Below are 14,211 nucleotides of genomic sequence, written 5' to 3'. Positions count from 1 at the left end.
GCTCTTCTTATTGCCGCCACTCTGCCCCAGACAAGACAGGAGAGCGCTTTTAGGGTAAATTTCATCAATTCCTTCAACAGGTTGAATCGTATGTCGGATCCCCATTCCGTGCTTGTCTGCCCGGCCTGCGACTTGCTGATCGAACGCAAGTTGCTGCCGCTGCGCCGGCATGCCCATTGTCCCCGCTGTCATCAGCACCTCTACGGGCGCTATGCCTTTCGCCCTTCCCAGCTGATGGCGCTCACCATCACCGGCTTTTTGTTGTTGCCTTCCGCCTTCTTCGAGCCGCTGATCTACCTGCGCCTGGCCGGGGTCAACTCCGATGCCAACCTGCTCAAGGGCATCATGGTATTGCTGGATGAGAGCGAGTTCTGGGTGGCGGCTCTGGTGCTCTGGTGCGCCGCGCTGGCGCCGACCGGCTTGCTGCTGGGGATCTTTGCGCTCGCCTCCGGCATCGCCAAACGCTGGGGCATACTGGCCCTGACCCTCAAGATGGTGGAGGTGTTCCGCCATTGGGCCATGCTGGAGGTCTACATCGTCAGCCTGCTGGTCGCGCTGTTCAAGCTCATCGACATCGCCGATGTGCGCTTGGGGGGCGGGCTGCTGAGCCTCGGGATCCTGATGCTGCTCAACATGACGCTGCTGATCCTGTTTGACCCCGCCCCCTACTGGGAGCGGATACCCTTGCAAGCAGCCTCGCAGGAGCAACACCATGATCCCGACCAGCGCCCGTGAGCTGGGGCTGTGCCGTTGCCACACCTGCGGCCTGCTGGTGCGCTATCAGCCTTCGCTGAGTTGCCCCCGCTGCCACAGCCCCTTGCAGATGCGCATCCCCCATTCGCTGGCCTGGTCATGGGGCCTGCTGGCGCTGGCCACCTTCATGCTGCTGCCCGCCAATCTGCTGCCCATCACCCATTTCTACAACAAGGGATTGCTGCAGTCCGATACCATCTTCAGCGGTATCATGGCGCTCTATCGCAGCAAGATGTCGGGCATCGCCACCATAGTGCTGACCGCGAGTATCATAGTCCCCATCGGCAAGATACTGGGCTTGGGCTGGATCTGCTGGCAGTTGCAGCGGGCCAAGCCGGTGCGGCGCAAGCGTCAGCTCATCATGTATCGCATCATCGATTTCATCGGGCGCTGGTCCATGCTGGATCTGTTCGTCATCTCGCTGATGGTGGCCCTGGTGGATCGCGGCGTGTTGCTCAACGTGCGAGCGGGCCCCGGTGCCACCGCCTTCGCCGGCGTGGTGGTGCTCACCATGATGTCGGCCCGCATGCTCGACACCCGCCTGTTATGGGACAAGGCGTCCCGCTAATGCTTTTTTCTCTGTATCGGATGCGCTGTTTATCACAGCCAATAAGGAGTCGTTATGATCGGGGCTGAACCCGTCATCGAGAAACATCGCTGGTTATCCCCAGTCTGGTTATTGCCCGTCATAGCGTTGTTGCTGGCGGGCGGTTTCATCTACCAGCAGTGGACGAGCAGTGGTCAGATCATTCGCATCAACTTTGCCCAGGGCAACGGCATTCTGCCGGGCAAGACCCAGATACGCTATCAGGGGGTCGCCATCGGGGTGGTGCAGGAGCTGGTACTGGCTCAGGATGGTCGCAAGATAGCGGTGCTGGCCAAGATAGACAGCCGTGCCCGGCCGCTGATCCGCAAGGGGTCCGCGTTCTGGCTGGTGAGCCCCAAGGCCTCGCTGACCGAGATCTCCGGCCTCGATACCCTGGTCTCCGGCAACTACATCAACCTGCAGCCCGGCCGGGACAACAACCCGCTGGAGGATGAGTTCGATGCCCAGGACGGCCCTCCCCCCGGTTATCAGGCCCAGGGGCGGACCCTGCACCTGACCGCCGATTCGTTGGGATCGGTCGGCATCGGTGCCAAGATCTATTTCCGCGGGCTAGAGGTTGGCAGCGTCATCAACACCCGCCTCAGCGAGGACAACCAGAATGTGATCCTGGATCTGGTGATCGAGCCGCGCTTCGAACACCTGGTCAAGATGGACACCCGCTTCTGGAACATCAGCGGCATCAAGGGCTCCTTCAGTCTGGCTGGCGTCAATGTGGAGGCCGGCAGCCTCGCCTCCATCCTGAGTGGCGGCATAGCGTTCGACTCCCCCAAAGCGTCGCCGGTCGCCCAGAAGGGGCTGAACTTCACCCTCTACAAGGGACTGGCCGAAGCGGCGCGGGGTGAGCGCATCAGCATCCAGGCGGGGGATCTGCCGATCAAGGAAGGGATGCCCATCCTCTATGAGGGGATCGAAATCGGCAGGGTCGACCCCATCCGCCTGACCGAGCAGGGCCGGATCGTCACCGCCCTGGTCAACCCGGAGCAGGCATTTCGGGTGACCGGCAAGAGCCGCCTCGTCTGGGAGACGGTGTCGCTCTCCCCGAGCGGGCTCAAGCACGCGGATCGCCTGCTGGCAGGGCCGGCCATCCGGCTCGACTACGTGGCGGGTGCCAGGGTCGGCACCATGACTCTGGAGAGTCAGGCCCAGCGCGGCGGCATCAAGCTGACCCTGCAGGCCGACGATCTCGCCGGTCTGAGCGAGGGTGCGCCGCTCTGGTTCAAAGGCTTGCAGATCGGCCAGGTAGGTCCCCTGACCCTGGATGCCAAGGGCAATGCCAGCGTCAGCCTGCTGGTGAACGAGAACCATAGTCACCTGTTGAAGGGGGCGCGTTTCTATCGCGCCGCCCCCCTGCAGATCGAGGCCAATCTGAGCGGTATCAAGGTGGACACCAGCCCGGCGAGCGCCTGGCTGGCGGGCGGGATCAAGCTGGTCCAGGCCCCCGCGGGTGAGCGCATCGACCGGCTCTACCCCAGTCAGGAACTGGCCTTGCTTGGCACCCGCAACGCCAGGCCACAACACTGGTTGCTGCGCGCCGAACAGGCGGATGGCGTCAGCATCGGCTCGCCGGTCCTCTATCTGGGACTGGAGGCCGGCAAGGTCAAGGGGTTGAAGGCGGATGACCGCGGCGTGGAGATCACCCTGGAGATCGATGCCGTCTATGCGCCCCTGCTCAAGCAGCAGCTCCAGTTCTGGAAGAAAGCGGCCATCGACGGCAAGATCCGGCTGGACGGGGTACAGGTCAAGATGGGGAACCTCGCCACCCTGCTGCGCGGCGGCATCGAGTTTGATCGGCTCGGCACCGGCCGCAGCAGTCACCAGCTGTTCGACAGCAAGGAGCAGGCCAGAACCCGGGTGCGGACGCTGACGCTGACCGCCGAGCACAATCCCGGGCTCGGGGTGGGCAGCCCCATTCGCTATCGGGGGGTCGACATCGGCAAGGTGGCGCAGATCGAACTGGATCCTTCCCTCGGTCAGGTGAGCTTCAAGGCCGAGCTGGATGAGCAGTACGCCGCGCGCTTCCTGCAGTCCGGGGCCAGGTTCACCCTGATACAGGCCAAGCTGGGGCTGGGCGGCGTCGCCCATCTCGATACCCTGATCAAGGGATCCTTCGTCGAGGCGAGCCCGGGCCAGGGCGCGGGCAAGGATCGCTTCCCCCTGAGCCAGAGCGGCCCCATCGGGTTGGAGCTGACCCTCAGGAGCCCGTCGGTCAGCGGCATCAGCGTCGGCAGCCCCTTGCTGTTCCGCAAACTGATGGTTGGCAGCGTCACCGGGGTGGCACTGGCCCGGGATGGCAGCGAGGTGCTGATCGACGTGAACGTCGATCGGGAGTACGCCCATCTGGTGCGCGCCAACAGTCGCTTCTGGAATGTGTCCGGCGTCAAGGCCGACATCGGTCTGACCGGTGGCACCATAGAGGTGGAAACCGTGCAGAGCCTGCTGGCCGGCGGCATCGCCTTCAACACCCCGGAGCGGGAGATGGGACCGACCGTCAAGGCTGGCCACCGCTATCCGCTGTATGGCAAGGCGGAGAAAGAGTGGCTGGAGTGGAGCCCCCGCATCCAACCCTGATCCGTTGTTGTCGTTATCTCCAAACCCGGCATTCTGCCGGGTTTGTTCATTCAGCTCTCCCACGCCATCCAGCAAGCTCGCTAAAGAAAACCCTTATCCTGTGATAGGATATGGCCCCTCATTTTGGGTCAGCGAGACTGCGCCGTGCACGATAACACCTATCTTCCCGATCACTTCCTACGCCATATCGCGGCCATCATGCCGGCGCACCTCTCCATGGAGGAGTTTGTGGCGAGTTGTCGGCGACCGCTGCGGCGCAGCATCCGGGTCAACACCCTCAAGATCACAGTGCCGGCCTTCGTCACGCGGATGCAGGGGCTGGGTTGGCAGCTGGATCCCGTACCCTGGTGTGAGACCGGCTTCTGGCTGGTTCGCGCCGATGAGACAGTGCCCCTCGGCAACACCGCCGAGCACCTGAGCGGCCTGTTCTACATCCAGGAGGCGAGCTCCATGCTGCCGGTGACGGCACTGTTTGCGAGCGACAAGATCAAGCGGGATGGCATGTTACTGGATGCGGCGGCGGCGCCGGGCTCCAAGACTACCCAGATCGCCGCCCTGATGGATAACCAGGGGATGCTGATCGCCAACGAATATTCCAGCAGCCGGCTCAAGGTACTCAGTGCCAACATCCAGCGCTGTGGCGTGACCAACGTGGGCATGACCCATTTCGATGCCAAGGTGTTTGGCCAGTGGTTGCCGGAGACCTTCGATGCCATCCTGCTCGATGCCCCCTGCTCGGGAGAAGGCACGGTGCGCAAGGACGAAGATGCCTTGCGCAACTGGAGTACAGAGAGCATCGACGAGATCGCCGCGGTGCAGCAGGGCCTGCTGGAGAGTGCCTTCCATGCGCTCAAGCCGGGCGGTGTGCTGGTCTATTCCACCTGTACCCTGAGCGAGCAGGAGAACCAGGCCATCTGCCACTCCCTGCTGGACCAGTTCGGCGATGCCCTGAGCTTCGACTCCCTTGCCGGTCTGTTCCCCGGTGCCGAGCAAGCCTGTACCGCAGAAGGCTACCTGCATGTCTGGCCCCAGATCTTCGACAGCGAGGGCTTCTTCGTCGCCAGGCTGCGCAAGCATCACTCTGTGCCGAACACCATGTTCAAGCCAGGCAGGCTTGGCAAGTTCCCCTTCTCTCCGTTACCGGCGAAAGAGGCCGAGCCCATGTTGTGCGAGATTGAGGCGAGCTTCGGAATAGTTCCGCGCGGTCAGCTGTCCGGTCGCAGCGACGAGATCTGGCTCTTCCCCCAGGCGTTTGAACAGGTGCGGGGCAAGCTGCGTTTCGATCGCATCGGCATCAAGTTGGCGGAGACCTTCAAGAAGGGCTATCGACTGACCCACGAATGGGCGCTGGCCTATGGCAGTCTGGCTACTCGGGGTTTCGTCGAGCTGGATGTCGCCAATGCCCGTGAATTCATGATGGGGCGGGATGTCTGGCCCGAGCTGGAGGCTGGTACTGGCGAGGTGATCGTCCGCTATCAGGGACATCCGCTGGGGATGGGGAAATGGGTCGGGAGTCGCATCAAGAATGCCCTGCCCCGCGAGCTGGTGCGTGACAACAATCTGTTCAACATCTGAGGCTTCAACAGGCTGGCAGCCGGAGCAAGGCTGCCTCCTGAATCTAAGCGTCGCCGCGGGTGTAAAACCTGTTCGAGTCTGGAAAACCCACACTCTGGTTGAACTTTTAGTCAGATCTTGAAATGCCTCTAGCCTTGTCTAAGATTAAGGCAATCCGCATATCAATTAGCGCACGGCTCTGCAAGGAGCCAATTCCCCTATGCCAGGTACAAGGAATTCGTACCTGGCTTTTTTTATGTTCGCGCGTTCGGCATCTTATTCGATAGTCTCCGTCAACGCCTGCTCGGAGTGGATCAGTGGCACCAGCTCATGCTGGTAAAGCAGATCGATGGCCTGCTCGATGAGCGACGCCTGACAGTCTTCCAGATGGTGACCGAGTTCCTGCAACCGCTGCGCGTGGCGATTGCTGATCCAGCACTGCAGCCGACTGTGGGTCTCCTGCTTGCGCTTCACATGCTGACGCTGCCGCTCGGCATTGTCTTGCGCTTCATTCGCTGTTATTTCCTGGCTCATATTACCTTGCATCGTTCACTTTTGTGACTCGTTATCTCTCACTCTTGGTGGAGAGCCGCCCTATGGCATTTCTCTCATCCGCCCCGCTCCCTTCAGAAGGGATTGGATTATAGGTAACAGGATCAAAGAGATAGTATTTAACATAAATAATGTGGTGGCGCGGTTTTATCAAAGCAAGCCTTCCAGGGCATGATCGGAGAACTTGTGCGCATCGTCGAAATACTCCTGCAGGGTACGCATGTCCTTGTGCCTTGTCACCTCGATGATCTTGTTCATCGGCTTGCCTGCGGTCACGGCCGAGGTGATGAATCCCCGTCGCAGACTATGGCCACTGACATAGAGATCGTCGATGGCCTGGCCGGTGCGCCGCTTTATCATCAGGTTGATGCCCTGCGGGCCCAGGGGATCTGCGGTAAGCTGCCCCCAGCGGGTCATCCGCCGAAACAGCGGGCCCTGGCTTAGCCGGCTCGCTTTCAACCAGCGGCTCAGGGCCGACACCGGACAATGTTGCTTGCCAGGAATGAGCGCGATCTCGGTTTCATGGAGCTGATGCTTGCTCGGCTTGAGCCTAAGTCGGATCCCCTGCCCCACGAAATCGAGGTCGCTCACCTCGATACGGGCGGCTTCCGAACGACGAAGGGCCCCGCTGAACATCAACAGCAGCAGGGTGTGATCCCGCAAACCGGCCAGATTGGAGGTGTCTATCTCATCGAGCACCCGCGTCAGGGGTTGCAGGGTCAAGGCTCCCGTCTTGCGTTTGCGGTTATCACCGAGGCGCACTATGCCGCGCATCATCTCTTTGATCTCCGCATGCTCGGTCGGCATGGGATGAATGCCCTTCTGCTTGAAGGCGTAACGGATCCCGGCGAGTCGCCGTACCAGGGTGGCCGGCTTGCGCGGCTCGCCGTTGCGCAGCTCCCCCTTCCCCTCTTCCCTGTCCAGCCATACCCAGTCGGCCAGAATGCCATCGGCCTGATCCGCCAAAAAATTCATGATGTCGTGATGGCTGGTTTGCAGTGGATCCAGCCCGTGCAGCTGACACCAGAACACGAAGATGCGGGTATCTGCCTGATAGGCGTTGAGGGTCGAGTCCGCCTTGGCACTGCGCAGGAACCGCCGAGCCCGGTTATTGAGCGCTGGATCGAACACGGCCTGCAAGGACTGATGAACAGGGGGTGAGACGGTTGGATATGCCACTTAAGTCTATGATTCTATGCGGAGTTTAGAAGGATCTTACAGGTTCTTTCAGGTACATCAAGTATCGATAATGAATATTATCGATACTTATAACATCTTGGTTTAACCTCATCGGCCTCGGCATCTCTCCCGAGACAACAATGGTAAATGGAACTGGTTTTCCAGGTTATTGGAGCTTGGTCAGGAAATGCTTTGTGAGAGATAACGACCTGTTGAGGTGGGAACGGTGCGGCTGATGATGCTGAACATTTAAAAAAATGAGGCCCCAGTTTATGGGGCCTCATGGATCACTTTTTTGCCAGCTTGAACAATTCGAAGAAGTTATGGCTGGTGGCTTCGGCCAATTCAGCGAGCGGGATCTCGCGCAGGTCGGCGATGAACTGGGCGACGTCCCGCACGAAGGCCGGTTCGTTCTCCCTCCCCCGGTGAGGCACCGGGGCCAGATAAGGAGAATCGGTCTCGACCAGCAGCCGTGATAGTGGCAGTGCTTTGACCACGGCTTGCAGGGCCGTGGCCGTCTTGAAGGTCGCGATACCCGAGATGGAAATATAAAAGCCCATCTCCATCGCGGCTTGTGCCATCTCCAAAGACTCGGTGAAACAGTGCAACACACCGCCGACTTGATCGGCCCCCTCTTCGCGCATAATCTGCAGGGTATCTTGCTGGGCATCCCGGGTATGGATGATGAGGGGTTTATTCAGGGCGCGGGCCACCCGGATATGCTCGCGGAAGGAGGCTTGCTGCACCTCCTTGTTTTCCGGTGAATAGAAATAATCGAGCCCGGTCTCACCGATGGCCACCACTCGGCTGTCTGCCGCCTGGGTCAGCAGCAGATCCGCGTCCACACCTGGATCCTGGTTGAGCGGGTGCACGCCGCAGGAGGCAAATACCTGGGGATAAGGGGTGATGGCCGCCAGCATGGTCGGGAACTGTTGCTGAGTGACGCTCACACACAAGAAATATTCCACCCCCTGAGCAGCCGCCTTGGCCAGCACATCGGCCATGTCGGTCTGCTTGCTGCCATAACTGAGGCGATCGAGGTGGCAATGGGAATCAACGAGTAACATACACAACCTTAAAGCTTGTCATAACCAGCGACTGAGCCAGTTCATCAGATGGATGGTGGGATTGGAGAGCTGGCCCGGCTGGCAGGCCGCTTTCAGGACGACGAGCTGCTGCTCCGCCTCCAGCAATTTCTCGCTGGAGTGCCGCTCGGCCAGCTGTTGGCTGAGGCTGGCCAGATCCGGCATCGCCAGCTGGTGATGGCCACAACCGGCCTGGGTCTTGAGGGCGTCACACAAGAATAGCTGCAGCCAGTGCAGGCGGACCTGACTCTCCTCCGCCAGTTGGGTACAGACGCTGGTGGCGCGGGTCGGCATCTGGGCCAGCGCGACGAAACTCTCCAGCAACGTCCGCCGGGCAACATCCTGCTGCTCTTCGATGTAGCGCAACACCCGCAGCGGCGCCCCCTGACAGATCCGCACCTGGGCCTGAGTAGCCTGATGCCCCTGCTCGGCCAACCAGCGCAGGGTATCCCCCTCCGCCGGCAGCTGACAGACATGTTTATGGCAGCGACTCAGTATGGTAGGCAGCAGGCGAGACACCCTGGATGCGATCAGCAGCAGCAGACTGTCGCCGGCCGGCTCCTCCAGGGTCTTGAGCAGGGCGTTGGCGGCGGACTCCGTCATCCGCTCCGCCTCCGGAATGATCACCACCTTGCCCCGCCCGAGCTGGGCGGTGCTCTGCAAGCGGCCGCAGATCTCGCGAATGGCTTCGACGCCTATGGTCTTGCTGTCGGCGGCGATAGTGCCGAGATCCGGGTGATGGCCCTTGTCGAACAGCTGGCAGGAGTGACACTGACCGCAGGGCTCCCCCGACACAGGTTGCTGACAGAGGTGCAGGCGGGCCAATCGCTCGGCCAGCTGTTCCTTGCCAAGCCCAGGATCCCCGAGCAGCAACCAGGCGTGACCCAGGCGACCGCTCTGGGCACTCTGACTCAGGGCCTGCCAGTCCGGGATCAGCCAGGGATACATAGGCGCTCGTTCGACAGGTAATGGTCCAGTGCGGCCTCGATGGCGGCCTTGACCCGCTCCGGGGTCTGCCCGGCATCGATCACCAGGATGGAATCATCCTTGGCCGCGAGTTCCAGATAGCGGGCGCGGGTGCGCTCGAAGAAGCTGAGCTGCTCCAGCTCGATGCGATCCAGCTCGCCGCGATGGCGGGCCCGCTGCAGACCGAGCGCCGGATCTATGTCGAGATAGAGCGTCAGATCCGGCTTGAAGTTGCCGAGCACCGCCTGCTTGATGGCGTCGATCAAGGCGGCGTCTATGCCACGACCACCGCCCTGATAGGCGCGGGAGGAGAGATCGTGGCGATCCCCCACCACCCAGATCCCTTCGGCCAGGGCCGGTTTGATCCGGGTCTCGACCAGCTGCACCCGGGAGGCATACATCAGCAGCAACTCGGCCTCGATGGTGAGGCGCTCGTCGTGCACCTCCTTGACGATGGCCCGCATCCGCTCGGCCAGTGGCGTGCCACCGGGTTCGCGGGTGCACTCGATCCGAACGATGCCATGGCTGCGCAAATAGTCGGTCACATAGCGTACCGCGGAGCTCTTCCCTGCCCCCTCCAGTCCTTCAATTACGATAAATTTAGACATTAGGGTTTCTTCAATATGTATTCACGAACCGCTCTATTGTGCTCGTCGAGGGTCTTGGAAAATTGGTGGGCCCCGCCCCCCTTGGCGACGAAATAGAGATAATCGGTCGACTTGGGATTGAGCGCCGCCTCGATGGAGGCCTTGCCCGGCATGGCGATGGGAGTCGGCGGCAGACCGTCGATCACATAGGTGTTGTACGGGTTCACGTCGGTCAGATCGCTGCGACGGATGTTGCCATCGTACCTGTCCTTGACCCCGTAGATGACGGTAGGATCGGTCTGCAACTTCATGCCAAGGCGCAGGCGATTGACGAACACCGAGGCGATCTGCGCCCGCTCGTCCGGCTGACCTGTCTCTTTCTCGATGATGGAGGCCATGATCAGCGCCTCGTACGGGGTCTTGTAAGGCAGGTTGGCCTGACGCTTGTCCCAGTTCTCCTGCAGGAAGGCCTTCATGTCCTGATAGGCGCGGCGCAGGATCGAGATGTCGCTGGCATGGGTGGTATAGGCGTAGGTCTCCGGCAGGAACCAGCCCTCCAGCTTGCCGTTCTCGATGCCAAGCTCCTGGGCCAGATCTTCCTCGGTCTGCTCCACGGTCAGCCGCTCCAGATAAGGTGCGCCGGAGAGCTGCTTCAGCCAGTCCTCAAAACGGGAGCCTTCGACGAAGGTGAGGCTGAAGTGGAACTCCTTGCCGGAGGCAAACAGGGAGAGGGCATCCTTGAGCGGCGCCCCTTCCTTGATCTCGTAGGTGCCCGACTTGATGGCGACCAGCTCGGGATGGCCGCGCAGCCAGAGCCGCACCGCCCAGGGACTGGTTTCCCCCTCCCCCAGCTCGGCGATCAGGCGCGCCGCGTGGGCCCCTTTCTCGACGGTGAACAGGCGGGTCGGCCCCTTGTTGGTGAGCGTCTCCACCTGCTGCCATTTGTAATATACATAGCCCCCGGCGACGGCAACTGTCAGCGCCGCCCCCGCGAGCAGGGTGTAAAGCCGATTAAACTTCAATGACCAAACGCTCCTGTAAACGGCGGATCAATACCGGGCTGGGATACTGATGATCCCCGATGCCGGTCACCGGCACTATGCCCATCAGGGTATTGGTCAGCCATACTTCTTCGGCCTGCCACAGTGACTCCAACGGAGCCTCCACGACACGCAGTTCAATGCCCATCTGTTTAAGCATCGCCATCACGCGACGGCGCATGATGCCATCGATCCCCCCGTGGGAGAGATCCGGCGTGAACACCGTCTTGCCGCGACGCCAAAACAGATTTGCGCTGACTCCTTCTACCAGAAATCCGCGGCTGTTCAATACTATACCTTCGACTCTGCCGCGCGCAGCAAGTTCGCTTTTTAATAGTACCTGCTCCAGCCGACCCAGGGTTTTGAGCCCCGCCAGCATGGGCGCATCGCCGAGTCGCTGTTGGCAGACCAGTACCTCTATGCCCTGTTGCCGCCACTCCGGGTAGTGCGCCGGGTACTCGGCCAGAGACACTATGCGGGTGGGCGACTGGCAACCGGCGCCGTCATAGCCCCGACCACCGCTGCCACGGGTCAGCACTATCTTGGCGACAGCCTGCGTCTGCCCTGCCGCAAGTTGCGCCACCTCCTCGGTCAGCAGGTCCCAGGGCAACTCGGCAAACCCGAGTCTGGCATTGGCATGTTGTAATCGCGCCAGGTGCTGCGGCCACCAGATCACCCGCCCTTCCAACACCTGCATGGTGGTGAAATGGCCGTCTCCGTATGCCAGTCCACGATCCCTTGCGGATAAGGTCTCTGTTGGTATTCCATTGATCAGCAAGTGGATCCCTCCGATAAAAAAGGCCCGATACTTGGTATCGGGCCCGACTCTTCGCTTAGCAAGCCGCCCAGCGAGAATTATACGCGTTTGAAGATCAGGGAGCCATTGGTGCCGCCGAAACCAAACGAATTGGACAAGGCATAGTCGAACTGACCCGCCTTGGCCACATGGGGCACCAGATCCAGGTCGCACTCCTCATCCGGATTATCCAGATTGATGGTGGGCGGTACCCGCTGGTCGCGCAGCGCCAGCACTGTGATGATGGCTTCGATGGCGCCGGCGGCACCCAGCAGGTGGCCGGTCATCGACTTGGTGGAGCTGATCATCAGGGCGCTGGCGTGCTCGCCAAACACCTTCTTCATGCCGCGCAGCTCGGCTACATCACCCAGGGGGGTGGAGGTGCCGTGGGCATTGATATAGCCGATCGCCTCAGGCGCGATGCCGGCATCCTTGATGGCGTTGCGCATGGCGCGGGCGCCACCGCTGCCATCTGAAGGGGGCGCCGTCATGTGATAGGCATCGCCGCTCATGCCAAAACCGACCAATTCGGCATAGATCTTGGCACCGCGCGCCTTGGCGTGTTCGTACTCTTCCAGCACCAGTACCCCGGCGCCATCACCCAGCACGAAACCGTCGCGATCCTTGTCCCAGGGACGGCTCGCCTTCTGTGGCTCGTCGTTGCGGGTGGAGAGCGCCTTGGCCGCCGCGAAACCGCCCATCCCCATCGGGGTGGAAGCCTTCTCGGTGCCGCCGGCGACCATCACGTCCGCATCCCCGTAGGCGATCATGCGACCGGCCATGCCGATGGCATGGGTGCCGGTGGTGCAGGCGGTGGTCACGGCGATGTTCGGACCTTGCAGCCCCTTCATGATGGAGAGATGACCGGACACCATATTGATGATGGTGGAGGGCACGAAGAAGGGGCTCAGCTTGCGCGGGCCGCCGTTCATCAGGCTGGTGTGGTTCTGCTCGATGAGACCCAGGCCGCCGATGCCGGAGCCGATGGCCACGCCAACCCGCTCCGCGTTATCTTCGTTGATGACCAGACCGGAATCGTCCAGCGCCTGCACACCCGCCGCCACGCCGTACTGGATGAAGAGATCCATCTTGCGGGCTTCTTTGCGGTTGATGCCGAACTGTTCGGGGTCGAAATCCTTGACCAGACCGGCGAAACGGGTAGCGAACTCGCTGGCATCAAAATGGTCGATGAGGGAAATGCCGCTCTGCCCGTTGAGCAGGGCTTGCCAGCTGGATTCGGCAGTGTTGCCCACCGGGGAAAGCATCCCCAGGCCGGTCACCACGACTCTGCGTTTTGACACTGAGCTAGTCTCCGAGAGGTATTTTGAAAGGGAGTAAACATAAAAGAAGCGGCCCTTGGGCCGCTTCTTTCAGAACAGGAACTTATTCCTGATTAGCGGTGATGTAATCGATAGCCGCTTGAACAGTGGTGATCTTCTCGGCTTCTTCATCAGGAATTTCGGTATCGAATTCTTCTTCCAGCGCCATTACCAGTTCAACGGTATCCAAAGAGTCAGCGCCCAGGTCGTCGACGAAGGAGGCAGCGTTTTTAACGTCTTCCTCTTTAACACCCAGTTGTTCGATGATGATTTTCTTTACGCGTTCTTCGATGTTGCTCATGACCTGAATTTTCCTTTAAAAATACGCTATTGCGTCTGGTTGGGGTAGTGTATTCAATTGACGTGAGTTTGCAAGTAGCTTGCCGCTGGTCAAACCACGAAATTCGCCAAACTTCGGCGTATTATCGCAAATTTGAACAGATCTCACGACAAATTGATTACACCATGTACATCCCGCCATTAACATGCAGGGTTTCGCCGGTGATATAAGCAGCGTCATCAGACGCCAAGAATACCACAGCGGCAGCAATTTCTTTCGGATCACCCAAACGGGCGGCAGGCACCTGATTCATGATACCGGCACGCTGTTCATCATTGAGGGCCTTGGTCATATCGGTCTCGATAAAACCGGGCGCCACCGCATTCACCGTGATACCACGGGATGCCACTTCACGGGCCAGCGACTTGGTGAAGCCAACCAGGCCCGCCTTGGCGGCAGCATAGTTGACCTGACCCGCATTGCCCATGGTTCCGACCACGGAACCTATGCTGATGATGCGGCCGTGACGCTTCTTCATCATGGCACGCAATACCGGCTTGCTCAGACGATACAGAGAGGTGAGATTGGTGTCGATGATCTCGTTCCACTCATCATCTTTCATCCGCATCAACAGGTTATCGCGAGTGATGCCCGCGTTGTTGATCAGGATGTCGATGTCGCCAAAGCGCGCCTTGATGGCGGCGAAGACGGCTTCGATGGATTCTGGGCTGGTCACATTCAGCGCCATGCCACAGCCTTGCTCACCCAGGTAGGCACTGATGGCCTCGGCACCGCTCTCGCTGGTCGCGGTCCCCACCACTTTCGCGCCACGGGCCGCAAAAGTTTCGGCAATCGCACGGCCGATGCCACGACTGGCACCGGTGACCAACACAACCTTATCGGTAAAACTCATGACTCGCTCCTG

The 14,211-nt window shown here is 60.5% G+C and carries 14 protein-coding genes; 4 read left to right on the top strand and 10 right to left on the bottom strand.

The features are described from left to right. Positions 1-90 precede the first annotated feature (90 nt). The 4 genes from AACW18_RS11615 (at position 91) to rsmF (ending at position 5,503) form a co-directional block, all read left to right on the top strand. Positions 91-735, top strand: a complete 645-nt coding sequence (locus tag AACW18_RS11615; RefSeq protein ID WP_042654754.1) for a paraquat-inducible protein A — start codon at positions 91-93, stop codon at positions 733-735. Beyond that, the gene (locus AACW18_RS11610) at positions 713-1,321 is read left to right on the top strand and encodes a paraquat-inducible protein A (protein ID WP_042654755.1); all 609 of its coding nucleotides are present in this window, start codon (positions 713-715) and stop codon (positions 1,319-1,321) included. Before AACW18_RS11615 ends, AACW18_RS11610 begins: the two co-directional genes overlap by 23 nt. Before the next feature lie 54 nt (positions 1,322-1,375). Next, a complete protein-coding gene (locus AACW18_RS11605; protein ID WP_218388730.1) occupies positions 1,376-3,928 on the top strand; it encodes an MlaD family protein in 2,553 nt (850 codons plus the stop codon). Positions 3,929-4,072: 144 nt separating this feature from the next. Further along, the gene (gene rsmF / locus AACW18_RS11600) at positions 4,073-5,503 is read left to right on the top strand and encodes a 16S rRNA (cytosine(1407)-C(5))-methyltransferase RsmF (RefSeq protein WP_218388729.1); all 1,431 of its coding nucleotides are present in this window, start codon (positions 4,073-4,075) and stop codon (positions 5,501-5,503) included. 255 nt (positions 5,504-5,758) lie between these two features. On the opposite strand, the gene AACW18_RS11595 is transcribed toward rsmF, so the two are convergent. From AACW18_RS11595 to fabG, 10 genes are all read right to left on the bottom strand, one after another. After that, a complete protein-coding gene (locus AACW18_RS11595) occupies positions 5,759-6,016 on the bottom strand; it encodes a RepB family protein (RefSeq protein WP_218388728.1) in 258 nt (85 codons plus the stop codon). A 168-nt stretch (positions 6,017-6,184) separates the two neighbouring features. Next, positions 6,185-7,213 (bottom strand): site-specific integrase, encoded by a 1,029-nt coding sequence (locus AACW18_RS11590; protein ID WP_126623323.1) that lies wholly within the window; start codon positions 7,211-7,213, stop codon positions 6,185-6,187. Positions 7,214-7,500: 287 nt separating this feature from the next. Continuing rightward, the gene (locus tag AACW18_RS11585; RefSeq protein WP_218388727.1) at positions 7,501-8,280 is read right to left on the bottom strand and encodes a TatD family hydrolase; all 780 of its coding nucleotides are present in this window, start codon (positions 8,278-8,280) and stop codon (positions 7,501-7,503) included. 18 nt (positions 8,281-8,298) lie between these two features. Further along, positions 8,299-9,246 (bottom strand): DNA polymerase III subunit delta', encoded by a 948-nt coding sequence (gene holB, locus AACW18_RS11580; RefSeq protein ID WP_218388726.1) that lies wholly within the window; start codon positions 9,244-9,246, stop codon positions 8,299-8,301. Then, positions 9,231-9,872, bottom strand: coding sequence for a dTMP kinase (gene tmk / locus AACW18_RS11575; RefSeq protein WP_042654761.1), 642 nt, complete (start codon positions 9,870-9,872; stop codon positions 9,231-9,233). Before tmk ends, holB begins: the two co-directional genes overlap by 16 nt. After that, positions 9,872-10,873 carry an endolytic transglycosylase MltG gene (gene mltG, locus AACW18_RS11570; protein WP_042654762.1) on the bottom strand — a complete coding sequence of 334 codons (1,002 nt, stop codon included), beginning with the start codon at positions 10,871-10,873 and terminating at the stop codon, positions 9,872-9,874. Before mltG ends, tmk begins: the two co-directional genes overlap by 1 nt. Continuing rightward, positions 10,863-11,669 carry an aminodeoxychorismate lyase gene (pabC, locus tag AACW18_RS11565; RefSeq protein ID WP_218388725.1) on the bottom strand — a complete coding sequence of 269 codons (807 nt, stop codon included), beginning with the start codon at positions 11,667-11,669 and terminating at the stop codon, positions 10,863-10,865. The genes mltG and pabC overlap by 11 nt, the downstream gene beginning before the upstream one ends. 77 nt (positions 11,670-11,746) lie before the next feature. Beyond that, positions 11,747-12,988, bottom strand: coding sequence for a beta-ketoacyl-ACP synthase II (gene fabF, locus AACW18_RS11560; RefSeq protein ID WP_218388724.1), 1,242 nt, complete (start codon positions 12,986-12,988; stop codon positions 11,747-11,749). Between the two features lie 82 nt (positions 12,989-13,070). Continuing rightward, entirely contained in the window at positions 13,071-13,307 is a 237-nt protein-coding gene (gene acpP / locus AACW18_RS11555; RefSeq protein WP_005300909.1) for an acyl carrier protein, read from the bottom strand. Positions 13,308-13,464: 157 nt separating this feature from the next. After that, positions 13,465-14,199 carry a 3-oxoacyl-ACP reductase FabG gene (gene fabG, locus AACW18_RS11550; protein ID WP_042654765.1) on the bottom strand — a complete coding sequence of 245 codons (735 nt, stop codon included), beginning with the start codon at positions 14,197-14,199 and terminating at the stop codon, positions 13,465-13,467. Positions 14,200-14,211: the final 12 nt, after the last annotated feature.

The sequence above is a fragment of the Aeromonas sp. sia0103 genome (assembly GCF_963895295.1).
GTDB classification, from domain to species: Bacteria; Pseudomonadota; Gammaproteobacteria; order Enterobacterales; family Aeromonadaceae; genus Aeromonas; species Aeromonas encheleia.
Note: the sequence above shows the minus strand (reverse complement) of the source record. Positions and strands in the feature narration are given on the sequence as shown.

Excerpts from the sequence above, each read along its gene's own strand:
- tmk (WP_042654761.1), bottom strand. The coding sequence starts at position 9,872 with ATGTCTAAATTTATCGTAATTGAAGGACTGGAGGGGGCAGGGAAGAGC.
- AACW18_RS11610 (WP_042654755.1), top strand. The coding sequence starts at position 713 with ATGATCCCGACCAGCGCCCGTGAGCTGGGGCTGTGCCGTTGCCACACC.
- AACW18_RS11615 (WP_042654754.1), top strand. The coding sequence starts at position 91 with ATGTCGGATCCCCATTCCGTGCTTGTCTGCCCGGCCTGCGACTTGCTG.
- AACW18_RS11585 (WP_218388727.1), bottom strand. The coding sequence starts at position 8,280 with ATGTTACTCGTTGATTCCCATTGCCACCTCGATCGCCTCAGTTATGGC.
- AACW18_RS11595 (WP_218388728.1), bottom strand. The coding sequence starts at position 6,016 with ATGAGCCAGGAAATAACAGCGAATGAAGCGCAAGACAATGCCGAGCGG.
- holB (WP_218388726.1), bottom strand. The coding sequence starts at position 9,246 with ATGTATCCCTGGCTGATCCCGGACTGGCAGGCCCTGAGTCAGAGTGCC.
- acpP (WP_005300909.1), bottom strand. The coding sequence starts at position 13,307 with ATGAGCAACATCGAAGAACGCGTAAAGAAAATCATCATCGAACAACTG.
- AACW18_RS11605 (WP_218388730.1), top strand. The coding sequence starts at position 1,376 with ATGATCGGGGCTGAACCCGTCATCGAGAAACATCGCTGGTTATCCCCA.
- fabG (WP_042654765.1), bottom strand. The coding sequence starts at position 14,199 with ATGAGTTTTACCGATAAGGTTGTGTTGGTCACCGGTGCCAGTCGTGGC.